Genomic DNA, 22,614 nt, shown 5'->3' with positions numbered 1-22,614 from the left:
GATGCACATCGCAGACCAATCAGGCGCGCTTGCCGCGCAGCGCAAGCCTTTCTATGCCCAACTCTACGTGCAGGTGCTCGTCGCGATCACCGTCGGCATCCTGCTCGGTCACTTCTATCCGTCGATCGGCGAGAGCATGAAGCCGCTCGGCGACGCCTTCATCAAGCTGGTCAAGATGATCATCGCCCCGGTCATCTTCCTGACCGTGGCAACCGGCATCGCCGGCATGAGCGACCTGCAGAAGGTCGGGCGAGTCGCCGGCAAGGCGATGCTCTACTTCCTCACCTTCTCGACGCTGGCGCTGATCATCGGCCTCGTCGTGGCCAATGTCGTGCAGCCGGGCGCTGGCTTCAACATCGACCCGGCTACACTCGACGCCTCGACCGTCAACACCTATGCCGCCAAGGCGCATGACCAGTCGGTCACCGGCTTCCTGATGAACATCATCCCGACGACGATCGTCGGCGCCTTCGCCGATGGCGACATCCTGCAGGTGCTGTTCTTCTCGGTGCTGTTCGGCATTTCGCTGGCGCTGGTCGGCGAAAAGGGCACGCCAGTCCTCAATTTCCTGCAGGCCCTGACGACGCCGATCTTCAAGCTGGTCAGCGTGCTGATGAAGGCCGCACCCATCGGTGCCTTCGGCGCCATGGCGTTCACCATCGGCAAATACGGCATCGGCGCGGTCATCAACCTCGCCATGCTGGTCGGCACCTTCTACGTGACGTCGCTGCTGTTCGTTTTCGTCGTGCTGGGTGCTGTCTGCCGCTACAATGGGTTCTCCATCCTGTCCTTGATCCGCTACATCAAGGAAGAGCTGCTGCTGGTGCTGGGAACGTCCTCGTCGGAAGCCGCCCTGCCCTCGCTGATGGAAAAGATGGAAAAGGCCGGCGCCAAGCGCTCGGTGGTCGGTCTGGTCATCCCGACCGGCTATTCCTTCAACCTCGACGGCACCAACATCTACATGACGCTGGCGGCACTGTTCATCGCGCAGGCGACCAACATCCACCTGTCGATGGGCGACCAGATCCTGCTGCTGCTGGTTGCGATGCTTTCCTCCAAGGGCGCCGCCGGCATCACCGGAGCCGGGTTCATCACCCTGGCCGCCACGCTGTCGGTCGTTCCGGCGGTTCCGGTCGCCGGCATGGCGCTGATCCTCGGCGTCGACCGCTTCATGTCGGAGTGCCGGGCGCTGACCAACTTCGTCGGCAATGCAGTCGCCACGCTGGTGGTGGCACGCTGGGAAGGCGAACTCGATGAAGCCCAGCTCGCCAGGGCATTGGCGGGCACGGTCGACGACAGCCTGCCGGCTGATATCGTTCCCGCCGAGTAGTCCGCTCGCTTCAATACCAAATCAACGGCCGGAGGCTCACAGCTTCCGGCCGTTGCCGTAAAGGAACGGATGTCAGGCGCTGCCCGTTTTGCGCAGCGGTGCCAGCGCCTTACCGTCGGCGGCGAATAGATGGCAGCGGGAGGGGTCGGCCTGCATGGCGATGGGGCTGTGCAGCGGTGTCGTGTCGATGCCCTCGGTCTGCACGACCAGCCTCGTCTTCTCGCCGATCTCGGCATGCAGGATGGTCAGGCCGCCGAGCCGTTCCGCCAGCACCGCCTCGCCCTTGAACTGGCCCGCATCGGCGATACGGATATGTTCCGGCCGGATGCCAAGCAGCAGCTCGCTGTCTTGCGCAAGCGCGCCCGCCTCGACCGGAACGACCAGGCCGGATCCGCCCGGCAGGGCAACTGCAACGCCATCCGCGTTGGCGGAGAGAACCCGCACGGGCAGCATATTCATCTTCGGCGAGCCGATGAAGCCGGCGACGAAGACATTGGCTGGCCTGGCATACAGGTCGAGCGGCGAGCCGACCTGCTCGATCGTGCCGCCATTAAGGACGACAATCTTGTCGGCCATGGTCATCGCCTCCGTCTGGTCGTGTGTGACATAGACGATGGTGGCGGCGAGCCGCTCGTGCAGTTGCATCAGCTCAAGCCGCATGTTGACGCGAAGTGCTGCATCGAGGTTCGACAGCGGTTCGTCGAACAGGAACACCTTCGGCTGGCGCACGATCGCGCGGCCAATGGCGACACGCTGGCGCTGGCCGCCGGACAGCTCCTTTGGCCGCCGTTCGAGCAGATGCGACAATTGCAGCACCTCGGCCGCGGCCTTGACCTTGGCGTCACGCTCGACGACCGGCAGCCCGGCGATCTTCAGCGCAAAACCCATATTCTCGGCGACCGTCATATGCGGATAGAGCGCATAGGACTGGAACACCATGGCGAGGCCACGCTCGGAGGGATCGACCTCGTTGATGCGCGCGCCATCAAGCATCAGCTCGCCGGCGGTGATCTTCTCGAGACCGGCGATCATGCGCAGCAGCGTCGACTTTCCGCAGCCCGACGGGCCGACGAAGACGACGAATTCGCGGTCGCCGACATCGAGGTCGACGCCCTTGATCACCTCGGCATTGCCATAGGATTTGCGCACGCCGCGCAGCTTGAGCTCAGCCATTGAAGTCCCTCCTCGCATCCGGATATGTGCTTGGACCGACAGGCATGCGTGCCGCCAGCGTACCTCCGTCATCGAACAGGACAAGGCTGGCAGCACCAACCAGCCCGGCGTGGCGGCCAAGCTGGGCCTGAACAACCGGCACGTCGCGATAGGCACGCATGGCCCGCTGGCTGATAGTCGCCTCGATGACAGGTGCCATAAGGTCGAGGCCATTGGCAATGCCGCCGCCGACAACCAGCACATCGGGCGAATAGAGATGCAAAAGATTGGTGAAGCCGATGCCCAGCCATCGGGCCTCCTCCTCGAGCAGGGCCAAGGCAAGCTCGTCCTGCAGCCGCGCCGCCTCGACCACGTGACGGCCGGTCACTTCACCGTTGCCCGAGAGGCGCCGCAGCGCCGAGCCATCAAAGGGTGCTGTCGCGGCGTTGGCGCGGCGGCCGAGCGCGGTGCCCGAGGCGATGGCCTCGAAGCAGCCGACGACGCCGCACATGCAACGCTCGCCTTTATTGGTGATGGTCATGTGGCCGATTTCGGCGGCGAGGCCTCGGCGGCCATGCAGGATGCGCCCGTCGACGACGACGCCGCCGCCGATGCCGGTGGAAACCGTGACGAAGACCAGCGAGCGGGCGCCGTGACCGGCGCCGAAGCGCCATTCGCCGAGTGCGGCGGCATTGGCGTCGTTCTCCAGCCGCACCGGCAGGCCGAGCCGCCGTTCGAGGATATCGGCAAGCGGCACGTCCAGCCAGCCGGCGAGTGTCGGCGGTCCGACGGCGATGCCGGCCAGCGGATCGAGCGGTCCCGGCGCGCCGACGCCGACGCCGATAATGGCGAGCGCCGGCGCCTCGGCATGAACCGTCGCGGCCAGCGCCTCGATCTGGCCGATCACCACGTCGGGACCGGCTTGCGCCTGTGTCGGCACTGCGGAGAACGCCAGGATCTTGCCGTCACGGTCGACCAGGGCGGCACGAAGCTCGGTGCCGCCAAGATCGATCGCAAGGGCGGCTTCGTTGCTCATGCCGCGACCTTCAAACCGTGCAGCCAGCCGATGCGGCCGGCCAAGTCTTTGTCGCCGAAGGCGAGCGAGCCGAGAACCACGGTTTCGGCGCCGGCAGCGCGCAGCAACGGCACGGTCTCGTGGCGGATGCCGCCATCGGCGGCCAGGATCACGGCCGCCTCGCGGCCGGCCTGTCTCAGGATGGCGCGGGCAGCGCCCAGCCTGTCGCAGGCCTTGTCCGACAGGCTCTGGCCCTTGACGCCGATGGCAGTGCCAAGCAGCGTGACGCAGGCGACTTCGGAGACGAAGGGCGTCACCATCTCGACCGGTGTCTCCAGCCTGAGCACGACGCCGGCTTCGGCGCCGAGTTCCCGCGCCAGCCGGACGGCGCGCAGTCCCGCCTCGCCGTTCTCGGCATGGACGCTGATCATGTCGGCGCCGGCCTCGATGAATTGGCGCGTCTGCGACTCGACTACAGCCGCATCGACCATCAGATGAACATGGATGGGTCTGGCCGTCAGCCCGGCGATGCGGGCGACGAGATCGGGAAAGAACAGGAAGGACGGGGCGAAACGACCGTCCGCCACATCGATGTGGTGAAGGTCGACATAGGGCTCGATGCGCTTCAGATCGCGCTCGAAATTGACGAGGTCGGCGGACCACAGCGAGAATTCAGCGATCATGCGATCGCGCGGCAGTGCGGCGATGGCGGCCTGGCCTGAGAGAGGTTTCGAGATCATGACTGGTCCTGGTTGTTGAAACGGTCACCGAGGAAGCCCGCGATAGCGGCACGGACCTCGGCGAAATGACGATCCTTGTCGGTGGCCTTCGGCGTCACCTCGCTGAAGACTGCATCGGGGATGGTTTCGGCAAGCTCTTGGGCGGTTGCCAACGGATGGACGAGATCGACGCGGCTGCCGATGACCAGCGTGGGGATAGCGAGGTTGCCGGCAGCCGCCGGCGTGACGCCGGGCCCATCGTTTGCGATCGCCCGCATCACCTCGGCGAAGACAGCCGCATTTTCGCGCTCGAAGAAACCAAGCAGGGAAGCAAGATTGTCAGGCGCTTCCCCACGAAAGCGGGCGGCGGTGACCGAGGTTGCAAAGGCGTTGCGCGCGTCCTCCAGCGGACGGTCGCGGATGAGCTTCGCCACCTCCGAGAAGGGCCGCATGTTCTGCGGCGCGGGATCGAAGCTCCAGGCTGGGCGCACCAGCACCAAACCCAGGACGCGGTCCGGATAACGGCTTGCAAGCCGCAGCGCGATCGCCGCGCCCATAGAGACGCCGCCGGCGACGAAGCGGTCGAGGCCGGCCGCGTCAGCGGCGGCCAGCACGTCGTCGGCAAACATGGCGATCGAAAAGGGCCGCCTGGAGCCGGCGCCGGAGCCGCCCTGTGCGCGGCATTCGACGGTCAGCCGGCGGTATGACGGACTGTCGGGAAAATTCTGCGCCACCTGCGCCGCATCACCGCCGAGACCATGCTGGAAGATGACCGGAAACCCCTGCCCTGTATCGAAGATACAAAGCGCCGCATCGTCGCGAAGCATGACCGTCGGCGCGGTGTCCATCACAGGAGCCTTCGCAGGAAGGCGGCGACGCTGGGGGCTTCGTCGGCGGACAGCCCATGGGTGACGAGCGCCCCGTCGAAGCCCACCGCCTTCAGCCGAGCGACGAAATCCGGGAAGTCGACGATGCCTTGGCCGGCGCTGGCAAAACGGCCGTCACCATAGCGGTCCTTGGCGTGCGCCATGACGACGTGGCCGGCCGCCTCGCCGATCGCGGCGGCGACAATGGTACGCGCTTCGCCGGGCGTCGCATGTTCGAACAGGTTTGCCGGATCAAGCACGATCTTCAGGCGCTTCGATCCCATCTCGGCGATCAGCCTGGTGGCATCCTTCGCCGAGGTGACGATGTTGGCCTGCTCGGGTTCGATGCCGAGATCGACACCGGCGGCTTCTGCCAGCACCAGTGCTTTCGCCATCTCGGTGGCCATGTCGGACCAGGCCGCCGGATCGGCATTGTCGGGATGGTACGCCCATTGGTCGGCGGCGTTGCGCGAGCCGGTGCAGAGCGTGACCAGGGGAATACCCAGGGCAGCAGCAGCCTCGATGACGACGGCAAGGCGCCTGAGGCCATCGTCGCGAACGGCCTTGTCGGGATGCGCCATGTTGTAGGTGCCCGAAAGTGCTGCAAGCGAAAGACCGGTCGACTGCGCGGCGGCACGGATCGCCGCGAGGGCTTCCGCCGGCACGGCATCCGGCATCGACGGCACGCCGACGCAGGCGAGATTGAACTGCGTGGTCTCATAGCCAGCGTGCCGCACGGCGGCCAGCACGGCGGCCGGCTCGGCGCCGGGAAAGGTCTTGGCGAAAATGCCGAGACGCATCAGACCGCCCCCGAAACCGAGGCGAGTTCAACCCGCTCGCCTGATACCACCGAGCGCGCAATGGCGACCATGGCGCGGATCGAGGCGATACCGTCCTCGACATTGGCGCCGCGCATCGGCGCGCCTTCCAGCACCGTTCGGGCAAGACCTTCCAGCTGACGGCGGAAGAAATGGCCGTCGGCGCCGAGCGGCTTGTGGGCCGTGGCGGTCTTCTCGTGAAAGATCTCGACCTCGCTGGCGCGGAAGTACCAGGGGTTGAAGGTCTTGGCGATGACAGAGCCGTTCTCGCCATAGAGCTGGAAACCTTCGTGCCAGTCCATCCGCACGGCTACGGTGAGATCGAGATGGCCGAGCGCGCCGCTGGCAAATTCGGTCTCGACAAACCAGCAATAGGCGCCGAAACGCTCGTTGAGGCGGGCGCGCACGGCGACGATATCGCCGCACAGGAAGCGCGCCGTGTCGACGAGATGCGAGCCGTGCGCCAGCATGAAATACTGCCTGAGATCAGCCTTCGGATTGCCGCTCGGTTTCCTCGCCAGTTTGCTGGTGACGGGCAGCGGCTGGATGGCATCGGTGTTGGTGTAGCGATGGGTGGAATCGCAGTACCAGGCCTTCAGCGCCAGCACCTCGCCGATCTCGTCGCGGACGAAATCGCGCGCCGCCTCCAGCGCGGGATCGAAGCGCTTCATGTGGCCGACCTGCAGGACCTTGCCGGAGCGTCTGACCGCCTCGGCCAGCGCCTCGCCCTCCTCCACCGAGGTGCCTATCGGCTTTTCGCACAGCACATGCTTGCCGGCATCGAGCGCTTTGATCGACATCGGCACGTGATAGGCGTCCGAGGTGGCGACGATGACCGCTTCCAGTTCGGGATCGGCGAGCATCGCGTCATAGTCGGCATACATTTTCCGCGGTTCGTAGGTGGCACCCATGCGGGCGAGGAGGTCGGGTGCCGCGTCGCAGATGGCATAGAGATCGGCATTGCTGGCCTTGGCGCAGGATTGCAGATGCGCAAACTGCGCGATGGGGCCGCAACCGAGCACGCCGACCCTGAGGCGTCTGTCCTGTTTCTTGATCATCGTCTCGTTCTTCAGGCGCCGTAGGCGCGCATTGTCAGGCGGTTGGTCTTGACCGCGCCGGCGGGGTCGGCGGCCGCGGTGTCGGATTCCTCTTCGAGCACCAGCCAGCCGGTGAAGTGCGGCGCGGTGGCGGCGATCTCGATGACCGTCGGGGTGTCGCAGACGCCTTGACCGAGCATGGCCCAGATGCCCTTGGCGTCGACGTCCTTGAGATGGATGTAACGGATGCGGTCGCGGTGGGTGCGCAGCGTGTCGAGCATGTCCCTGTGGCCGCGCAGGATGTGGCCGGTATCCGGCACCCAGCCGACCAGATCGGGGTCGAGCAAGGCAAAGATCTTGTCGTAGTCGGCGCGGTCGAACAGCAGCGTGTTGTGGTGCGAACTCGGATGCACCGCGACATCCACACCGGCCTTGCGGCCGATCTCGGCGGCGCGATTGTAGAACTCGGCCGATATGGCGAACTTGTCTCCACGCGGGCCGTCGGAGACAACCGTCGCCGAGCCGATCGACACCAGCGCGCCGGGAAAGTTCGCGGCAAAGCCTGTCCAGCGCCGGGCGGCTTCGAGGTCGCTTTCCAGCGCCTCTTTCAACGTGAAACCGCTCTTCGAGCCAAAAGCAAAGGAAACGAGGGTAAGGGCTCGGGCGTCGAGCGCGGCAGCGAATTCGGTCGGCCTCTCGGCATAGCGGCCGATCATGGTGTCGGTGATCTCGATGCCGGCATAGCCGCCATCGCCTATCGCCTTCAACAGATCGTCGGGACCGCCGGTCCAGCCCTTGCCCAGCATTTCCCAGGTGAAGGTCTGGCAGCCGACCTTGAGCTTCGTCTTCGTCATGTCGTTCATTCCTTGACGCCGCCCTGGGTCAGTCCTTCGATGATGTGGCGCTGGAAGAACAGCACCAGGAGGATCAAGGGCACGGTCACCACGGCGGAGGCCGCGGCGATGTCACCCCAGGGGACGTAGTAGAGGTTGGTGAAGTTGGCGATGCCGACCGGTATCGTCTGCCGGTCGATGTTGGAGGTGAAGGCGAGCGCGAACAGGAATTCGTTCCACGCGGTGATGAAGGCGAGCAGGCCGGTGGTCACCAGGCTCGGCAGCGACATCGGCAGGATGATGCGCCAGAGCAGGCCGGGCACGCTGACGCCGTCCATGCGCGCCGCCTCGTCGATCTCGCGCGGCAGCGTCTCGAAATAACCGAACAACACCCAGGTCACCAGCGGCAGGCCGAGCGCCAGGTAGGTGATGATCAGCGCCGTGTAGGTGTCGAGCAGGCCGAGATTGGTGGCGACCAGATAGAGCGGCCCGACCAGCGCAATCTGTGGGAACATCGAAACAGAAAGGATGACCATGAGAATGCCGAAGCGGCCCTTGATGTTGAGCCGCGACAGCGCGAAGGCGGCCAGCGAGCCGACGAACAGGCAGAGGAACGTCGTCGCCAGCGAGACCACCAGCGAGTTCCAGACATAGCGGTGAAGCTGCTTCTCGACGAAGGCGTTGTAGTAGTGCTCCAGCGTGAAGGGATGTGGGATCAGCGATGGCGAGCCTGACGTCAGCGCCTTGTCGAGCTGGAACGAGGTCGAGAACTGCCAGATGAACGGACCGCCCGACCAGATGAGGATCAGCAAAGCGCCGAGATAGATGGCGAAGGTCTGCAGCGGCGAGCGCGTGTCGTTCATTGCGCTCTCCTGATCTGGCGGACGAGGTACAGGCAGAACACCAGCGCGATGATGCCCTCGGTGACGAACATCGCCGTCGAGACGGCCGAGCCGTAGCCGAACTGCAGCGTCGAGAAGAGCACCTTGTAGGACAGCGTCGACAGCGTTTCGGTCGAATCGGCCGGGCCGCCGCCGGTCAGCACGTAGACGAGGTCGAAGACGCGGAAGGCGTCGAGCGCGCGGAACAGGCCGGCGATCAGCAAGGTCGGCATCAACAGCGGCAGGCGGATATACCAGAAGGTGATCCAGCCCTTGGCGCCATCCATGCGCGCCGCCTCGATCAGCGAATTGGGCACGGTCTGCAACCCGGTCAGAAGCAGCAGCGCCATGAACGGCGTCGTCTTCCAGACATCGGCGATGATGATGGTGATCATCGCCGTGTCGGTGGAGCCGTACCAGTTGATGTTCTGGTCGATCAGCCCGGCATGCAGGAGGATGTAGTTGATGATGCCGTTCTGGCCGTCGAACAGCCAGCCGAACATCTTGGAGGTCACGACGGTAGGCATCGCCCACGGCACCAGCATGGCCGCGCGGACGAGTCCCCGCCCCTTGAAGGCTTCGCACAGGATGAGCGCCATGCCGAGCCCGATCACCGTCTCCAGCACGGTCGAAGCAGTGGTGAACCAGATCGTGTGCCACCACGCATTCCAGAACTGCGGGTCGCCCCACAGCTCGACATAGTTGGAGAAGCCGGTGAAATCCTGCTCCTGCGTGATCAGCGAGGTGTTGGTGAGCGACAGGTAGAGCCCGTTGACGATCGGGTAAAAGGAAACCGACGCCAGCGACACGAAGGCCGGCGTCAGCAGGAGCAAGGCCCACAAGGCGCCCGGGAGCGCCTTGCCTAGACGCCGCGGCCGGCCGACACTGGGAATGGTGGCCGCCGCGGACATGGTTCAGCCTACGATCTTGTCGATTTGCGCCGCCGTCGCGTCCATCTCGGCCTGGACATTGCCGGAGACCAGCGCCTTGGAGATGCCGGACTGCAGGGCAAGCGTCACTTTCGCGTATTCGGGCGTGATCGGCCGCGCCGTGGCGCCGGTGAAGACTTTCTCGAGGCTGGCCATGAACGGCTGTTCCTTCTTGATCTGCGCGTCCTGGAACAGTGCCGGCCGCGTCGGTGCGAGGCCGAAGTTCAGCGCGATGCGGTGCTGGACTTCTGTCGACGACAGCCAGGTCAAGAGCTCGATCGCGGCTTCGCGCTGCTTCGAGTTGGCATTGACGCCGAGCTGGTAGCCGCCGAGGCAGGCCGAGCTCTTGCCGCCGGGGAACGACGGCAGCGGCGCGACGCCGACCTTGTCGACCACCTGGGAAGCCTTGGCGTCCTGGGCGATCGGGTAGACATACGACCAGTTGCGCATGAACATCGCCTTGCCCGAGGTAAAGGGCTGGCGCGACGGTTCCTCGTCCCAGGACAGCACATCCTTCGGGCTGATCTTGTTGGTGGCGAGGGTGTCGTGCAGGAACTGGATCGCCTCCACCGCTCCCTTCTGGTTGATTAGCGACGACTTGCCGTCGGGCGCCAGGATGGCGCCGTTGTTGGAGGTGATGATCTCGACCGCATCGCAGACCAGAACCTCGGCCTGCTTGCCTTGCCAAAGGTAGCCGTAATCGATGTCGCCGGCCTTCTGCGCGGCGGCGGCAATGGTCGCCATGTCGGCCCAGCTTTCCGGCACCTTGCCGCCATGCTTTTCCAGCACGTCCTTGCGGTAATAGAACATTCCCGAATCCATGAACCAGGGAAGGGCGGTGAGCTTGCCGCCATAGGTACAGGCATCGAGGGTCCCGGTGAAGTAGGCGCTGCGCTTGTCGGCCGGGAAGTACTCGTCCAGCGGCAGCGCCCATCCGGCGGCGGCAAAGCCGGCGATCCAGATCACGTCCTGGCTGAAGACGTCGGGCGTGCCGGTGCGGCGGGCGAGCTGCTGCACCAGGCCCTGGTAGACCTCGGTCGAGGAGCTCGGGGGCGGCAGTTCGATGTTCTTGACCAGGATGCGGTCCTGCGATTCGTTGAAGGCCTTGATCAGGTCGCCAAAGGTCTCCTTTCCGAAGAAGGCGGCGCTGGCGAAGCTGATCTCGGCCCGGCTCTGGGCGCGGGCCCGGCCAATGCCGAGCGACGTCCCTGCCCCGAAAGCCGCCGCGCCGAGAAGGCCGGCGGAACCGATGAGAAATTGCCGGCGATCGGCGATGGTGACATGCCCAATCGACTTGGAACCGCTGCGCGGCCCCTTCCTTGACTCGTCCATTTGTAGTCCTCCCAGAGTTGACGGCAGCCACTCCCGCCCGTCCAACTTCGCACATGATTCATAAAAAATTGTCGCGCGTCAAGATTTAAACTGCATAATGGTGCATCAATATGCTTATGACGTGGCGAAGGATGGCCACGTGAACGAAGAATCGCCGATCCTGACGGACGGACGCCGACTGGAGGAATGATGGAAAAGCTTGGTGTAGGGGTCATAGGTTGCGGCAACATCGCCATGACCTACATGCGCAACGCAGCACTTTTTGCAGGCGTGGAGTTGAAGGCCTGCGCCGACATCTCCGCGGACGCGGCCGCCCTGCGGGCCCGCGAATACGGCATCAGGGCAATGGGCGTCGATGCCCTGCTTGCCGATCCCGAAATCGGCCTGGTTCTCAACCTCACCATTCCCGCCGTGCATTTCGACGTCACCATGTCGGCGCTTTCTGCCGGCAAGCACGTCTTCACCGAAAAGCCGCTTGCCACCTCGGCCGCCGACGGACAACGACTGGTCAGCGAGGCGAAGTCGCGCGGCCTGCTGCTTGGCTCGGCGCCCGACACCTTCCTCGGCGCTGCCGGACGCCGTGCGCGCCGGCTGATGGACGCAGGTGCCATCGGCCGTCCGGTCACCGGCACCGCCTTCATGATGGGCCGCGGCATGGAGCACTGGCACCCCAACCCGCAATTCTACTACCAGCCGGGCGGCGGCCCGGTGTTCGACATGGGGCCCTATTATCTGACCATGCTGGTCAACCTGCTCGGCCCGGTCGAGCGTGTCATGGCGATGGCGACGCGCGGCCAGGAGGAACGCCTGATCACCGCGGACGGACCGTTCAAGAACACCACATTCAAGGTCGGCACGCCGACCAACGTGCTGTCGCTGCTTGAATTCCGCTCCGGCGCGACGGTCACCTTCGGCGCCTCGTGGGACGTCTTTCGCCACTCGAACCACCCGATCGAGCTGCACGGCACGGAAGGCTCGCTGCGCCTGCCCGATCCCGACACGTTCGGCGGCACCGTGTCGCTGTCCGAGCGCGGCGCCGACTGGAAGGACTTTGCCAGCGAAGGCGACCTCTACGGCGCTCGCAACTGGCCTTATGCGGCGCCCGACCGCGCCAATTACCGCATGCTCGGCGTCGCCGATCTGGTGCGTTCGCTTCAAACCGGCAACACGCCGCGCGCCTCCGGCAACCTCGCCCTGCATGTGCTTGAGATCATGGAGGCGATCCTGCGTTCCGGCGAGAGCCAGGGCTCGGTGATGGTCGCAGGCGATGTCACCCAACCTGCCCTTCTGACCGAGGAAGAGGCAACCGACCTGCTTGCCTGAGGATATGACGATGACACTCGACCCGGATGCGCTGCACGTCCTCGAAATCGGCCGCGCGGCTGGCGACGAGCCGTTCGAGAATGTCGGCGTAGCGGCGGCGCGGGCCGCCTACAAAGCCTCGTTCCCGACGCTGCAGGGCGAGCGCGAGCCGGTCGCTGCGACCTTGGAACAGCGGATCGACGGCCCGAACGGCCCCATCGCGGTGCGCATCCATCGCGGCATCGGCGCACCACAAGCCGGGGCGCCGGCGCTGCTCTATGTGCATGGCGGCGGCTGGGTCGTCGGCAACCTCGATTCGCATGACGAGATCTGCCGCTGGCTGGCCAATCTCGGCGGCGCCGTCATCGTCTGTCCCGACTATCGCCTGGCACCGGACCACAAATTTCCCGCCGGGCTGGAGGATTGCCTGGCAACACTGCGTTTCACAACGCGGAACGCCGCCGCTCTCGGCATCGACCCATCCCGCATCGGCGTTGCCGGCGACAGTGCCGGCGGCAATCTCGCCGCCGTGCTGGCGCTGCATGCCCGCAATGGACTGGCGCCATCCCTCGCCGCACAGATCCTGATCTATCCCAACACCGATGCGCGGCAGACCGCCGACAGCTACCGGCGTTTCGGCGACGGCTTCGGGCTGACAGCAACCACCATGGCATGGTTCCGCGACCACTATGTGCGAACGCCTGAGGATATCCTGGACTGGCGCGTCTCGCCCTTGCTGGCGCCCGATCTCACAGGCGTCGCGCCGGCTTTCGTCGCACTTGCCGGCTGCGACATCCTTGCCGACGAAGGCGAAGCCTATGCCGAACGCCTGCAAGCCGCGGGCGTGCCACTGGTCCTGCGGCAATGGCCGGGTAAGATCCACGGGTTCGTCTCGATGGGATGCCATATCCCCGCCGCGCGGCAGGCGGTGGCCGAGGCGGTGGCGGCCTGGCGCCAGTTCGAGAAGGATCGCTGAAGCTGGACGCTCAGGCCGACTGACGCATCACCAGGGTCGCGCCGAGCTTGACCCTTTGCGCCATGCCCTGCCTTGGCGGTTCGGCCTCGTCCAGCAGGGCCAGCAGGATCTCGACGCTGCGGCCTGCCATGGCGGCGAAATCCTGTGCCATGGTGGTCAGTGCCGGACAGGTGTAGCGGCTCAGCGGATGATCGTCGTGCGCGGCAACGCGCAGATCGCAGTCGGGTCTGCGGCCGATCTTCAGTCCGCGCGAGAACGCAGCCGCCATCACGCCAAAGGCGAGACGATCATTGGCACACAGGATGGTGCGGCCGGGCAGACCGCCAACATCGAGTGTCCTTTCCATCCATTCATGGCCGATGCGCTCGAAGTCCCAGGTATAGTCGCGCGCCGCGTCGATGACGACGGGTTCCAAACCGGCGACTTGCATCGTCGCGACGTAACTTTGCAGCCGCTCCCCCGAATTGTGGTTGACATGCGGAATGTCGAGATAGACAGGCGGTTCGCCAGACCGGTTGAGATAGTCGACCATGGTCGACGTGCTCTGATGGTTGTCGTTGCCGACGAAGGGCGTGTCACCCTCGATATAGGTGTCGAAATAGACGATCGGAATGTCCTGCCCGAGCTTGTCGAAAACACTCCGATCGGAGGCTAGGCCGAGCGGCGCGATGATCGCGCCGGCGACCTTGAGTGACAGCAATGTCCTGACCGATTCCGCCTCCAGCTTCTGCGAGCCATGCGAAGAAATGACGATCGGCCAGTAACCCTCGTCGCGGCAGCGAAATTCGATGCGGCTGACCATCTCGGCATAGAACGGATCGGTGATCGTCGGCACGACGATGCCGATGTTGCGGGTGCGCTTGCGGTTGAGATTGCGGGCGAAAAGGTTCGGCTGATAGTCCGAGGAACGCAATGCGGCTTCGATGCGCGCGCGCGTTGCCGGCTTCACGCTCGCAGGATCGTCAAAATATTTCGACAGCGTCGGCCGGGACACGCCACATGCCCGGGCGAAGTCATCCATCGTGCGGTGCGTCTTCTCCGCCATCGAACGTCAGGTCCTCTTGCCACACCCGCCGATCGGGATGATACGCCCGTCACCAGTCATGCGACCGTTGTCCGAGGGCGGCAATGCTTGGCCGAACTTATTCAGTCAATTTTCACAGTTTCCAGTACAGCGCAAAAACATTACGAGCGTCAATTTATTTGTTGACGACCTGAAAAATGACGACTCCTCGATCAGAGCTGCGGCAGCAGAACCAAGGCGCCCGTCGTGCGGCGGAATTCCAGATCGCGGTGTCCGTCGGCGGCGTTGGCATGGTCGTAGCGGGTCGGCGCGTCGACCTTGGCGATGCGTTGAAAGGATAGGTTCCGACGAGATGCCTGCCGCGCGGGCCACGGTCCGGCTTGCCAAATGCCGCCATGCCGCCCATACACGGCTGATCAATCGCCCCCGCCCCGTTCACGCCCACCTGCCAGGGATCCTGTCCGATGTCTGCGACGCCGTACCCCCGGGCAAAGCCGTGACGGATCCCTCCGTGCCATCTCTCGCCAGCCTGGGCTGGACGGATTTTTTCGGCGACCAGCTCGAGCCCGGCGAAGCCAATCTCGAGCCTGCGCGGATTGCCACGGTCCATCGCGACCGCCTGACCGGCCTGTCCCAGGCAGGGCCAATCGATCTAACACTGCCGGCGCAGGCGAACACCGGCGACTATGCCGTCGGCGACTGGGTGCTCGTCGACGCTCATAACCGGCTTGTGCAGCGCCGCCTGACCCGCAAGACGGTGCTGGAACGCCGCACCCAGGGCGGCAGGGTACCACAGCTGGCAGCGGCCAATGTCGACACGCTGTTCATCGTCACCTCATGCAATGCCGACTTCAATCCGGCCCGGCTCGAGCGCTATCTGGCACTGGCCAACGAAGCCGGAACGACGCCGGTGATCCTGTTGACCAAGGCCGGTACCGCAGCCTATGCCGAGGCGTATCGGCGGCAGGCTGCCGCGCTGCAACGCGGCCTGGCGGTGGTGACGCTGAACCCCCGCACATCGGATGCCGCGACCGCGCTCGCCGCCTGGTGCGGTGCCGGCCAGACGGTCGCTCTGGTCGGTTCCTCCGGCGTCGGCAAATCGACGCTGGTCAACACGCTGGCCGGATCGGGCCAGCGCTTGCCGCAACAGACTGGAGACATCCGCGAACACGACGCCAAGGGGCGCCACACCACCACGTCGCGGTCGCTGCACGCCATTGCGGGTGGCGGCTGGGTGATCGATACGCCGGGAATGCGGACGCTGCAGGTCAGCGACGTCGCCTACGGCATCGATACGCTCTTTGCCGAAATCACCGAGCTCGCGCCGCTCTGCAAGTTCCGCGACTGCACACACGTGCATGAACCGGGCTGCGCGGTGCAGGCTGCCTTGAAGGCAGGCACGCTCGATCCGGAGCGTCTTGCCCGCTGGCGGAAACTGTCCGACGAAAACCAGAGCAACACGCCGGTTCAGAGCGGACCTCGCGGAGCCAAATCCCCTGGCGGTCGCGGAAAAAGGCGTTGAACGGCTGAAGCACCTGGCTTCACAGCCGCGCCGTGCCGAAAACACGATCCCAGAATATGGACGTGACACCGAAATTGACCGTTTCGTCGACATGATGATGCACGGCGTGGCGGCGCTTGAGTGTGTAGAGATGACTCGGATGGGAGGGGTGCCAATGATGGATCATGTGATGGACGCTGATGTACCAGAGGTAGCCCAGCATCAGTCCGCAACTTACCGCGGTTGCCGCGGCGAAACCTGAAATCATCCAGACCGGGAAAAACGCGACCAGCGCATGCACTCCCAGACTGAGCCAGGTCGGCGTGCCCACCGAACTGCGCTCTTCGACATGGTGACGATCATGCAGGTCCTTGATGTAGGGGATGTGGTGCAGGACGAACCTGTGCAGGACGTATTCGGTCAGCGTCCAGAGCAAGAGGCAGGCGACGACAGTGACGATCCAGCCCGGCGCATTGTCTTCGCCGGCCTCGATCAACCCGGCCACTGCCAGCACGGCGATCACCAACGGATACGCCACGAAGTCGCTGTAGTAGCCAATAAGACCGAGTTGCATCGTCACGCCTCATCTAGCCTTCGAGCCGCCAAATAAGCCATGGTCAGATTGCCGGACTCGCGGGAGAGGAGCAATGCAGTCGCACCTGACATAGCGTCGCAATCATTCGGCGCAAGGTCGGCGCCCATGATCCAGGGGAATCGGTGGACCGCCGCCTTCGCAATCAGCTTTACAAACGGACATTAAAAAATGGCAAAACGTAGTGCGGGGTTGCTGATCTACCGCCAAGACGACGGCGGCCTTCGGGTGCTGCTGGTTCATCCGGGCGGACCGTTCTGGGCGAAGAAGGACGATGGTGCGTGGTCGATACCGAAGGGCCTCGTCGATGAGAACGAGGACGAGTTGTCGGCGGCGCGACGCGAGACCGAGGAAGAGCTCGGCATCAAGGTCGATGGTCCCTTCTCGCGGCTCGGCGACTACAGGCAGCCGGGTGGAAAGATCGTCGTGGCGTGGTCCGTCGAGGCGCGTATCGACATCGATGTGGCAGCCATCAGGAGCAACACCTTCACCATGGAGTGGCCGCCAAGGCCGGGATCGATGAAGGAATTCCCGGAAGTCGACAGAGCCGGCTGGTTCGCCTTGCCCGAGGCCGAGGTCAAGATCCTCACGGGGCAGCGACCGATGCTGTCGGATCTTGCCAGGCAAAAAGACGCTGAACAATGATCGCCGGCGGTGCGGCCCTTAAAGCGCGCCGCGCTTCAAGGCTTTGTTTTATGCATGTCGTTGTCCCAAAACCGGGACCACTTTTGGACGACATGCATCAGGCTGCGGACCCATAAAAGCGAACGACAATCTGATGGCCGCCAAGGCCAAGCTCGACAAGAACGCGCCGGTTGGCACTGAATGCAGCTTGAAAGCAACTCCTCGCGCACGCGAGAACAGGCGCTAGCGCCGAGTGTCGCAATTGAGCGCCAGCTCGGCGCATCTTCATGGCGACTTTCTCACTACTCCCGGTACAAATTATTGGTCAGGTCAGCTGACTCAAGGAGAATTTGCATGCGCGGTCATTGCTTATGTGGCGCTATTGCTTTTGAAGTCGATGGCCCGGCACAAGCATGCGTGAGCTGTCATTGCGAAAGTTGTCGGCGACAATGTTCTGCGCCAATGACCACCTACATTGGCGTGTTGGACAGCCAATGGCGATGGCTGGGCAAGTCGCCGAAGGTATTCAACTCTTCTCCCGGTGTGGAAAGAACATTTTGCGATAGATGTGGCTCGCCGCTGTCCTTCCGCTCAAAGAACATGTCCGGTGCCATGCATTTTTTTGCCGCAGCGATGGAGGAGCCGGAAAAATTTGCACCCACGCTCCATGTCGCTTTTGGGGAGAAGCTCCCTTGGTTGAAACTCGCCGACGGCCTGCCGACACGGTTTGGGCCTGACTATACGAAAAACTAGTAAGGCAGGCCGACATAGTTCTCGGCGAGCGCAGTCGATGCGGCACGCGAGTGTACGAGGTAGTCGAGCTCGGCCTCCTGGATGCGCTGACCGAAATCGCCGGTGTCGGGAAAGCGGTGCAGCATCGTCGTCATCCACCAGGAAAAGCGCACCGCCTTCCAGACCCGTGCCAGCGCCTTGCCTGAATAGGCATCGATGCCGGCCATCGATTTGTCACGGTAGTAGTCGCGCAAACCGGCAAACAAGTAGCGCACATCGCTGGCGGCGAGATTGAGGCCCTTGGCGCCGGTCGGCGGCACGATATGAGCGGCGTCCCCGACTAGGAACAGCCGGCCGAAACGCAGCGGCTCGGCAACGAAAGAGCGCAGCGGCGCGATCGACTTCTCGAAGGAAGGCCCGGTGACCACGCTTGCCGCTGTCTGCTCCGGCAGACGGCGACGCAACTCGTCCCAGAAGCGGTCGTCGGACCAAGCCTCGACGCGGTCGCCCTCGGGGCATTGCACATAGTAGCGGCTTCGGTGTGTCGAGCGCATCGAGCACAGCGCGAAGCCCCGCTCATGGTTGGCGTAGACCAGTTCGTGATCGGCCGGCGGCACTTCGGCCAGCACGCCGAGCCAGCCGAACGGATAGTGGCGCTCGAAGGTTTTCAGCGCGCGCTCAGGCACGGATTTGCGGCTGACGCCGTGATAGCCGTCACAGCCTGCAATAAAATCGCAGTCGATGCGACGGGTGACGCCGTCCTTGTCATAGGTGGCAAAAGGCGTCTCACCATCGAAATCGTGCAGGGTAACGTTTGCCGCCTCGTAGATCGTGGTCAGTCCTGCCGCATCGCGCTTGTCCATCAAATCATGCGTCACTTCGGTCTGGCCGTAGACGGTGACATGCCTGCCGCCGGTCAGCCCCTCGAGGTCGATGCGGTGCAGGCGTCCGTCGAAAGCAAGCGAGATGCCGGAATGCGGCAGCCCCTCGGCGTGCAGCCGTGCCGCGGCACCCGCCTCCTCCAGCAGTTCGACGGTGCCCTGTTCGAGCACGCCGGCGCGCACGCGGCCGAGCACATGCTCGCGGCTGGCGCGCTCCAGAATGACCGTCTCGACGCCGATCGTGCTGAGAAGCTGGCCAAGCAGCAGGCCGGACGGTCCAGACCCGACAATGAGGATTTGTGTGCGCATCAGCGTCCCAGGCTTTCGACCTGCCCCGCCAGTTCGGCGGCAAGCCGCAGCGACGCGGCTGTCGCCACCAACATCTGCGGCAGCAGCAGCCATTCCAGCGTCCAGGCCGCGCCCGACCGCTCCTGCTCATGCACCACGGCCTGATGCATGCCGGAAAGCTGCGTGGCGTTGAAACGGGCAAGCGCCACCAGCGCCTCGGCCTTTACCGGATTCTGCTTGTGCGGCATGGCCGACGAGCCGCCACCGCCAGAGAGTTCGATGTCGGCGCCGCCTTGCGCCATCAAGGCAATGTCCTGGCCAAACTTGCCGAGGCTGCCCGTCACCAGTGACAGCCAGCCGGCGAAATCGGCGAGCGCGTCGCGCTGGCTATGCCATTGCGGCGCATCGGCAAGGCCGAGCTTTGCCGCGAGGGCGGCCCGCACCGCCGGCCCCTTGCCATCCAACTTTTCCAGAGTGCCGGCCGCGCCGCCGAACTGCACCACCAGCAGGCGCCTCGACTGTTCCGATAATCTCTGCTGATGCCGTTGCAGCGGCGCGCGCCACGCCATGATGCGATCCGCCACCTTGATTGGAACCGCCGGTTGCATGCGCGTCATCCCGGTCAGCGCCCGGCCCCCAAAACGTTCTTCGAGCGAGGCGAGGCGCATGCCGGTTTCGGTCAACAGCAGGCCGAGATGTTCGACGACGGATTTGAGCCGAAGCATCAGGCCTGTGTCGACGACATCCTGGCTGGTCGCGCCGAAATGAACGGAGGCACCATGCGGTTCGCCGACCGCCGTCCTAATCTGGCGAACCAGTTCCGGCACCATGACGCCGTCCCTGGCGACACCGGCGCGCAGCAAGGCGGTGTCGGGCCGGAATGTGCTGAGCCCAGCCACGATGGCTGCTGCCGCCTCCCCCGTGATCAGTCCGTTTTCCGCCTCCACTTCCGCCAGCGCGCGCTCGAAGGCTAGCATCGCCTCGATTTCCGCCTCGACGGAAAAATGCCGGCTCGCTTCCTCGTCGCCGAGAAGAGCGGAGAGCAATGGATGATCGAAGGGCGAAACGGTCATGGCGCGGGCCTCCTGAGCAGTTCGCCGTTTCAGGAAAACGGCGAACCGCTCTAACTCTTTGTCTTGACGCAATTCCGGACGAAAAACCGTTTCACACTTTTCCTGGAATTGCTTTAGCTGTCGAAGAAGACCGTTTCCTTCTCCCCCTGGAGATGGACGTCGAAGACATAGATATCGCCGGTGCGCTCGGCGATCAGCGTCGGCACACGAATGCGGTGCTCGATGCGCGCCAGGATCGGATCCTGCGCATTAGCCTCTTCCTCGTCGGAAAAATACAGCCGGGTGTGCAGGCCGAGATTGATGCCGCGGGCGACGATCCAGAGCGTGATGTGCGGCGCCATCAGGCGGCCATCCCTCGAAGGCACGCGGCCCGGCTTGATCGTGCCGAACGTGCACAGGCCGGTGTCCATGTCGGTCGGGCAACGGCCCCAGCCGACGAAATTCGGATCGGCCGTGCCGCGCAGTTCCGCCGGCGAGTTGTAGAGCCCGTCCGCATCCGCCTGCCAGATCTCGACCAGCGCGTCCTTGAGCGGCGTGCCGGTGCCGTCGAGCACCCGGATGCGCAGGCCGATGCGCTCGCCCTTGGTCTTGTCGTTGACCATGGTCGCACCAAGATCGCTCGGGTAGACGCCGCCGATGCCGCAGAAATTCGGGGTCAGCCCGATATGGACATAAGGTCCGGCGGTCTGTGAAGGGCTTTCCCTGAGCCGGTCGAGCGACTGGGCCATCAATTGCCCTCCAGCCTGTTTTCGAACAGCGAGGAGCGGCGCCCGCGCAGCACGATGTCGAACTTGTAGGCGCGTGCGTCGAAGGGGATCGTCGCCTGCATGTCGAGCGCGGCGATCAGCGATTCGATGGCTGCCTTGTCGGGAATGCCGCGCGCGATTGGGCAGTGCCAGATCAACGGGTCGCCCTCGAAATACATTTGCGTGATCAGCCGCTGCGCGAAGCCATGGCCGAAGACCGAAAAGTGGATGTGCGACGGCCGCCAGTCGTTCGGCCCGTTCGGCCAGGGATAGGGACCGGGCTTGACGGTGCGAAAGGCATAGCCGCCGTCCTCACCGGTGATGGCGCGGCCGCAACCGCCGAAATTCGGGTCGAGCGGCGCCAGATAGCCGTCCTTCTTGTGGCGGTAGCGGCCACCGGCATTGGCTTGCCAGAATTCGAGCAGCGCGCCGGGTACGCCAACGCCGCGTTCGTCGAGCACCCGCCCATGGACGATGATGCGCTCGCCGATGGCGCTCTCGCCGGGTCTGGCGAAATTGTGGATCAGGTCGGCGTCGTGTTCGCCGAGCATGGCGTGACCGAAGACCGGGCCTGCAATCTCCGACAGCGTGTTGTCGAAGGCGAGCAGCGCCTTCTGTGGCGAACGCAGCACGGAAGTCTTGTAGTGCGGCGTCAGCGCCGGCGGATGCCATGTCCGGTCGCGCTGGAAGAAGGCGCCGGTCTCGGGCCTCCGGTTCGATCCGGACTCAGCGGGCATTCTTGGCTCCGTCCATTTCCGAAAACACGTCCTTGGCGATCTTGAATGCACGGTTGGCGGCCGGCACGCCGGCATAGATGGCGACATGCAGGAACGCTTCGCAGATATCGTCGCGAGAGGCACCGGTGTTGGCGGTGGCGCGCACATGCATGGCGACCTCCTCATCATGGCCGAGCGCGGCCAGCAGCGCCAGCGTGACGATCGAGCGCTCGCGCTTGGTGAAGCCCGGCCGTGCCCACACCGTCCCCCAGGCGGCCTCGGTGATCAGTTCCTGGAAAGGCTGGTCGAAACCCGTGGCGGCGACCTCGGCCCGGTCGACATGCGGATCGCCGAGCACGGACCGCCGTACGCCAAGGCCCGTGCGATATCTGACGGTGTTGCCGGGGACTTCATCCATGGGTTTCGGCTCCAAGGGCAAGCGATGTGATGAAATGGCGGATCAGGGCGACAAGTGCTTCGGGCTGTTCGACACAGGGAATATGTCCGGCGTCGCGGATGATCTCGAAGCGCGCGCCGGGAATAAGAGCGGCCAGCGAACGGACAAGGTCGGGAGGCGTCGAGCCGTCCTGGTCGCCGGCGATGCAAAGCGTCGGTACGGAGATGCGGCGCGCGGCGTCGGTGAAATCGGCGTCGCGAACGGCCGCGCATGTCCCCAGATAGCCTGCGAGCGCCTGCCTGGTCAGCATGTTCCAGTAGCCGTCGAGCTCAGCTGAACGCGTTGCGTGGAAGCTGGGTGTGAACCACACTTTGAGCACCCCGTCGGCAATCTCCTGGACCCCCTTGCTTTCGACCGTCGCGATGCGCGTGTTCCAGCTGTCCATGGTGCCAATCTTGTGGGCCGTGTCGCAGAGGATCAGAGCTTCGACGCCTTCGGGGCGCCTGGCATGGAATCCCTGCGCAATCAGACCGCCGACCGACAGGCCGCACAACACCACCTTGCCAAGGCCGAAGTGATCGATGAGGCCGCAGAGATCATCGACATGGTCGTCGATCGACCTGATGTCGCCGATATCGGAGAGCCCGTGGCCTCGCTTGTCGTAGGCCAGCAGCGGCATTTCCCCGCCCAGGATCGACAGGACCTGGTCCCATATCCGGAAGTCGGTGCCGAGCGAATTGATGAACACGATCGGGCGCGCATTGCCGTTCGCCTCGACGTGACGGTGGTGCAGCGTGATGCCGCCGATGGTGACGAATGGCACGATTTCGATCCTCCGTCTCCACATTGC

Annotated in this window: 24 protein-coding genes; 6 read left to right on the top strand and 18 right to left on the bottom strand. The window is 64.5% G+C overall.

Annotated features, from left to right (window positions below):
• The first annotated feature begins 1 nt into the window (after position 1).
• Positions 2 to 1,330: a dicarboxylate/amino acid:cation symporter gene (locus tag AC0ZT5_RS01245; RefSeq protein ID WP_488494938.1), complete on the top strand. Its 1,329-nt coding sequence runs from the start codon at positions 2 to 4 to the stop codon at positions 1,328 to 1,330.
• A 72-nt stretch (positions 1,331 to 1,402) separates the two neighbouring features.
• Here the strand turns inward: AC0ZT5_RS01245 and AC0ZT5_RS01240 are convergent, their stop codons facing one another.
• Genes AC0ZT5_RS01240 through AC0ZT5_RS01195 form a run of 10 tightly spaced genes read right to left on the bottom strand, consistent with a single transcriptional unit; the run spans position 1,403 to position 10,912 of the window.
• On the bottom strand, positions 1,403 to 2,503 hold the full coding sequence (locus AC0ZT5_RS01240) for an ABC transporter ATP-binding protein (protein ID WP_488494937.1): 1,101 nt from the start codon (positions 2,501 to 2,503) through the stop codon (positions 1,403 to 1,405).
• On the bottom strand, positions 2,496 to 3,518 hold the full coding sequence (locus AC0ZT5_RS01235) for an ROK family protein (protein ID WP_488494936.1): 1,023 nt from the start codon (positions 3,516 to 3,518) through the stop codon (positions 2,496 to 2,498). The genes AC0ZT5_RS01240 and AC0ZT5_RS01235 overlap by 8 nt, the downstream gene beginning before the upstream one ends.
• Entirely contained in the window at positions 3,515 to 4,237 is a 723-nt protein-coding gene (locus AC0ZT5_RS01230; RefSeq protein ID WP_488494935.1) for a ribulose-phosphate 3-epimerase, read from the bottom strand. The genes AC0ZT5_RS01235 and AC0ZT5_RS01230 overlap by 4 nt, the downstream gene beginning before the upstream one ends.
• On the bottom strand, positions 4,234 to 5,064 hold the full coding sequence (locus tag AC0ZT5_RS01225; protein ID WP_488494934.1) for an alpha/beta fold hydrolase: 831 nt from the start codon (positions 5,062 to 5,064) through the stop codon (positions 4,234 to 4,236). Before AC0ZT5_RS01225 ends, AC0ZT5_RS01230 begins: the two co-directional genes overlap by 4 nt.
• Positions 5,064 to 5,882, bottom strand: a complete 819-nt coding sequence (locus tag AC0ZT5_RS01220; protein WP_488494933.1) for a sugar phosphate isomerase/epimerase family protein — start codon at positions 5,880 to 5,882, stop codon at positions 5,064 to 5,066. Before AC0ZT5_RS01220 ends, AC0ZT5_RS01225 begins: the two co-directional genes overlap by 1 nt.
• Positions 5,882 to 6,958 (bottom strand): Gfo/Idh/MocA family protein, encoded by a 1,077-nt coding sequence (locus AC0ZT5_RS01215; protein ID WP_488494932.1) that lies wholly within the window; start codon positions 6,956 to 6,958, stop codon positions 5,882 to 5,884. The genes AC0ZT5_RS01220 and AC0ZT5_RS01215 overlap by 1 nt, the downstream gene beginning before the upstream one ends.
• 11 nt (positions 6,959 to 6,969) lie before the next feature.
• The gene (locus tag AC0ZT5_RS01210) at positions 6,970 to 7,791 is read right to left on the bottom strand and encodes a sugar phosphate isomerase/epimerase family protein (protein ID WP_488494931.1); all 822 of its coding nucleotides are present in this window, start codon (positions 7,789 to 7,791) and stop codon (positions 6,970 to 6,972) included.
• A 5-nt stretch (positions 7,792 to 7,796) separates the two neighbouring features.
• Complete coding sequence (locus AC0ZT5_RS01205) at positions 7,797 to 8,633, bottom strand: carbohydrate ABC transporter permease (protein WP_477283969.1); 837 nt, start codon at positions 8,631 to 8,633, stop codon at positions 7,797 to 7,799.
• Positions 8,630 to 9,562, bottom strand: coding sequence for a carbohydrate ABC transporter permease (locus AC0ZT5_RS01200; RefSeq protein WP_477225902.1), 933 nt, complete (start codon positions 9,560 to 9,562; stop codon positions 8,630 to 8,632). Before AC0ZT5_RS01200 ends, AC0ZT5_RS01205 begins: the two co-directional genes overlap by 4 nt.
• Positions 9,563 to 9,565: 3 nt before the next feature.
• Positions 9,566 to 10,912, bottom strand: a complete 1,347-nt coding sequence (locus tag AC0ZT5_RS01195) for an ABC transporter substrate-binding protein (RefSeq protein WP_095080954.1) — start codon at positions 10,910 to 10,912, stop codon at positions 9,566 to 9,568.
• 186 nt (positions 10,913 to 11,098) lie between these two features.
• On the opposite strand from AC0ZT5_RS01195, the gene AC0ZT5_RS01190 reads away from it, so the two are divergent.
• A complete protein-coding gene (locus tag AC0ZT5_RS01190) occupies positions 11,099 to 12,235 on the top strand; it encodes a Gfo/Idh/MocA family protein (RefSeq protein ID WP_488494930.1) in 1,137 nt (378 codons plus the stop codon).
• 10 nt (positions 12,236 to 12,245) lie between these two features.
• Positions 12,246 to 13,190, top strand: coding sequence for an alpha/beta hydrolase (locus tag AC0ZT5_RS01185; RefSeq protein WP_488494929.1), 945 nt, complete (start codon positions 12,246 to 12,248; stop codon positions 13,188 to 13,190).
• A gap of 10 nt (positions 13,191 to 13,200) precedes the next feature.
• Here AC0ZT5_RS01185 and AC0ZT5_RS01180 read toward each other — a convergent pair whose 3' ends face one another.
• On the bottom strand, positions 13,201 to 14,235 hold the full coding sequence (locus AC0ZT5_RS01180; protein ID WP_488494928.1) for a LacI family DNA-binding transcriptional regulator: 1,035 nt from the start codon (positions 14,233 to 14,235) through the stop codon (positions 13,201 to 13,203).
• 331 nt (positions 14,236 to 14,566) lie between these two features.
• Between AC0ZT5_RS01180 and rsgA the strand changes: the two genes are divergently transcribed.
• Entirely contained in the window at positions 14,567 to 15,736 is a 1,170-nt protein-coding gene (gene rsgA, locus AC0ZT5_RS01175) for a ribosome small subunit-dependent GTPase A (protein WP_488494927.1), read from the top strand.
• 19 nt (positions 15,737 to 15,755) lie between these two features.
• Here the strand turns inward: rsgA and AC0ZT5_RS01170 are convergent, their stop codons facing one another.
• Positions 15,756 to 16,289 carry a sterol desaturase family protein gene (locus AC0ZT5_RS01170; RefSeq protein WP_488494926.1) on the bottom strand — a complete coding sequence of 178 codons (534 nt, stop codon included), beginning with the start codon at positions 16,287 to 16,289 and terminating at the stop codon, positions 15,756 to 15,758.
• A gap of 189 nt (positions 16,290 to 16,478) precedes the next feature.
• On the opposite strand from AC0ZT5_RS01170, the gene AC0ZT5_RS01165 reads away from it, so the two are divergent.
• The gene (locus AC0ZT5_RS01165) at positions 16,479 to 16,952 is read left to right on the top strand and encodes an NUDIX hydrolase (protein ID WP_488494925.1); all 474 of its coding nucleotides are present in this window, start codon (positions 16,479 to 16,481) and stop codon (positions 16,950 to 16,952) included.
• A 180-nt stretch (positions 16,953 to 17,132) separates the two neighbouring features.
• On the top strand, positions 17,133 to 17,684 hold the full coding sequence (locus AC0ZT5_RS01160) for a GFA family protein (protein WP_488494924.1): 552 nt from the start codon (positions 17,133 to 17,135) through the stop codon (positions 17,682 to 17,684).
• Here AC0ZT5_RS01160 and pobA read toward each other — a convergent pair.
• From pobA to pcaD, 6 genes are all read right to left on the bottom strand, one after another.
• Positions 17,681 to 18,853, bottom strand: coding sequence for a 4-hydroxybenzoate 3-monooxygenase (gene pobA / locus AC0ZT5_RS01155; RefSeq protein WP_488494923.1), 1,173 nt, complete (start codon positions 18,851 to 18,853; stop codon positions 17,681 to 17,683). The two genes, AC0ZT5_RS01160 and pobA, sit on opposite strands and share 4 nt — an antisense overlap.
• A complete protein-coding gene (locus AC0ZT5_RS01150; RefSeq protein ID WP_488494922.1) occupies positions 18,853 to 19,905 on the bottom strand; it encodes a 3-carboxy-cis,cis-muconate cycloisomerase in 1,053 nt (350 codons plus the stop codon). The genes pobA and AC0ZT5_RS01150 overlap by 1 nt, the downstream gene beginning before the upstream one ends.
• A gap of 113 nt (positions 19,906 to 20,018) precedes the next feature.
• The gene (gene pcaG / locus AC0ZT5_RS01145; protein WP_488494921.1) at positions 20,019 to 20,633 is read right to left on the bottom strand and encodes a protocatechuate 3,4-dioxygenase subunit alpha; all 615 of its coding nucleotides are present in this window, start codon (positions 20,631 to 20,633) and stop codon (positions 20,019 to 20,021) included.
• Positions 20,633 to 21,388, bottom strand: a complete 756-nt coding sequence (pcaH, locus tag AC0ZT5_RS01140; protein WP_488494920.1) for a protocatechuate 3,4-dioxygenase subunit beta — start codon at positions 21,386 to 21,388, stop codon at positions 20,633 to 20,635. Before pcaH ends, pcaG begins: the two co-directional genes overlap by 1 nt.
• Entirely contained in the window at positions 21,378 to 21,785 is a 408-nt protein-coding gene (gene pcaC / locus AC0ZT5_RS01135; protein WP_488494919.1) for a 4-carboxymuconolactone decarboxylase, read from the bottom strand. The genes pcaH and pcaC overlap by 11 nt, the downstream gene beginning before the upstream one ends.
• The gene (pcaD, locus tag AC0ZT5_RS01130; RefSeq protein WP_488494918.1) at positions 21,778 to 22,587 is read right to left on the bottom strand and encodes a 3-oxoadipate enol-lactonase; all 810 of its coding nucleotides are present in this window, start codon (positions 22,585 to 22,587) and stop codon (positions 21,778 to 21,780) included. The genes pcaC and pcaD overlap by 8 nt, the downstream gene beginning before the upstream one ends.
• Positions 22,588 to 22,614 lie beyond the last annotated feature (27 nt).

It is taken from the genome of Mesorhizobium sp. CNPSo 4670, from assembly GCF_057784235.1.
Note: the sequence above shows the minus strand (reverse complement) of the source record. Positions and strands in the feature narration are given on the sequence as shown.

What these genes read in the sequence shown, in the direction of transcription:
- AC0ZT5_RS01245 (WP_488494938.1), top strand. Translation starts at nt 2, where the DNA reads ATGCACATCGCAGACCAATCAGGCGCGCTTGCCGCGCAGCGCAAGCCT.
- AC0ZT5_RS01240 (WP_488494937.1), bottom strand. Translation starts at nt 2,503, where the DNA reads ATGGCTGAGCTCAAGCTGCGCGGCGTGCGCAAATCCTATGGCAATGCC.
- AC0ZT5_RS01235 (WP_488494936.1), bottom strand. Translation starts at nt 3,518, where the DNA reads ATGAGCAACGAAGCCGCCCTTGCGATCGATCTTGGCGGCACCGAGCTT.
- AC0ZT5_RS01230 (WP_488494935.1), bottom strand. Translation starts at nt 4,237, where the DNA reads ATGATCTCGAAACCTCTCTCAGGCCAGGCCGCCATCGCCGCACTGCCG.
- AC0ZT5_RS01225 (WP_488494934.1), bottom strand. Translation starts at nt 5,064, where the DNA reads ATGGACACCGCGCCGACGGTCATGCTTCGCGACGATGCGGCGCTTTGT.
- AC0ZT5_RS01220 (WP_488494933.1), bottom strand. Translation starts at nt 5,882, where the DNA reads ATGCGTCTCGGCATTTTCGCCAAGACCTTTCCCGGCGCCGAGCCGGCC.
- AC0ZT5_RS01215 (WP_488494932.1), bottom strand. Translation starts at nt 6,958, where the DNA reads ATGATCAAGAAACAGGACAGACGCCTCAGGGTCGGCGTGCTCGGTTGC.
- AC0ZT5_RS01210 (WP_488494931.1), bottom strand. Translation starts at nt 7,791, where the DNA reads ATGACGAAGACGAAGCTCAAGGTCGGCTGCCAGACCTTCACCTGGGAA.
- AC0ZT5_RS01205 (WP_477283969.1), bottom strand. Translation starts at nt 8,633, where the DNA reads ATGAACGACACGCGCTCGCCGCTGCAGACCTTCGCCATCTATCTCGGC.
- AC0ZT5_RS01200 (WP_477225902.1), bottom strand. Translation starts at nt 9,562, where the DNA reads ATGTCCGCGGCGGCCACCATTCCCAGTGTCGGCCGGCCGCGGCGTCTA.
- AC0ZT5_RS01195 (WP_095080954.1), bottom strand. Translation starts at nt 10,912, where the DNA reads ATGGACGAGTCAAGGAAGGGGCCGCGCAGCGGTTCCAAGTCGATTGGG.
- AC0ZT5_RS01190 (WP_488494930.1), top strand. Translation starts at nt 11,099, where the DNA reads ATGATGGAAAAGCTTGGTGTAGGGGTCATAGGTTGCGGCAACATCGCC.
- AC0ZT5_RS01185 (WP_488494929.1), top strand. Translation starts at nt 12,246, where the DNA reads ATGACACTCGACCCGGATGCGCTGCACGTCCTCGAAATCGGCCGCGCG.
- AC0ZT5_RS01180 (WP_488494928.1), bottom strand. Translation starts at nt 14,235, where the DNA reads ATGGCGGAGAAGACGCACCGCACGATGGATGACTTCGCCCGGGCATGT.
- rsgA (WP_488494927.1), top strand. Translation starts at nt 14,567, where the DNA reads ATGCCTGCCGCGCGGGCCACGGTCCGGCTTGCCAAATGCCGCCATGCC.
- AC0ZT5_RS01170 (WP_488494926.1), bottom strand. Translation starts at nt 16,289, where the DNA reads ATGCAACTCGGTCTTATTGGCTACTACAGCGACTTCGTGGCGTATCCG.
- AC0ZT5_RS01165 (WP_488494925.1), top strand. Translation starts at nt 16,479, where the DNA reads ATGGCAAAACGTAGTGCGGGGTTGCTGATCTACCGCCAAGACGACGGC.
- AC0ZT5_RS01160 (WP_488494924.1), top strand. Translation starts at nt 17,133, where the DNA reads ATGCAGCTTGAAAGCAACTCCTCGCGCACGCGAGAACAGGCGCTAGCG.
- pobA (WP_488494923.1), bottom strand. Translation starts at nt 18,853, where the DNA reads ATGCGCACACAAATCCTCATTGTCGGGTCTGGACCGTCCGGCCTGCTG.
- AC0ZT5_RS01150 (WP_488494922.1), bottom strand. Translation starts at nt 19,905, where the DNA reads ATGACCGTTTCGCCCTTCGATCATCCATTGCTCTCCGCTCTTCTCGGC.
- pcaG (WP_488494921.1), bottom strand. Translation starts at nt 20,633, where the DNA reads ATGGCCCAGTCGCTCGACCGGCTCAGGGAAAGCCCTTCACAGACCGCC.
- pcaH (WP_488494920.1), bottom strand. Translation starts at nt 21,388, where the DNA reads ATGCCCGCTGAGTCCGGATCGAACCGGAGGCCCGAGACCGGCGCCTTC.
- pcaC (WP_488494919.1), bottom strand. Translation starts at nt 21,785, where the DNA reads ATGGATGAAGTCCCCGGCAACACCGTCAGATATCGCACGGGCCTTGGC.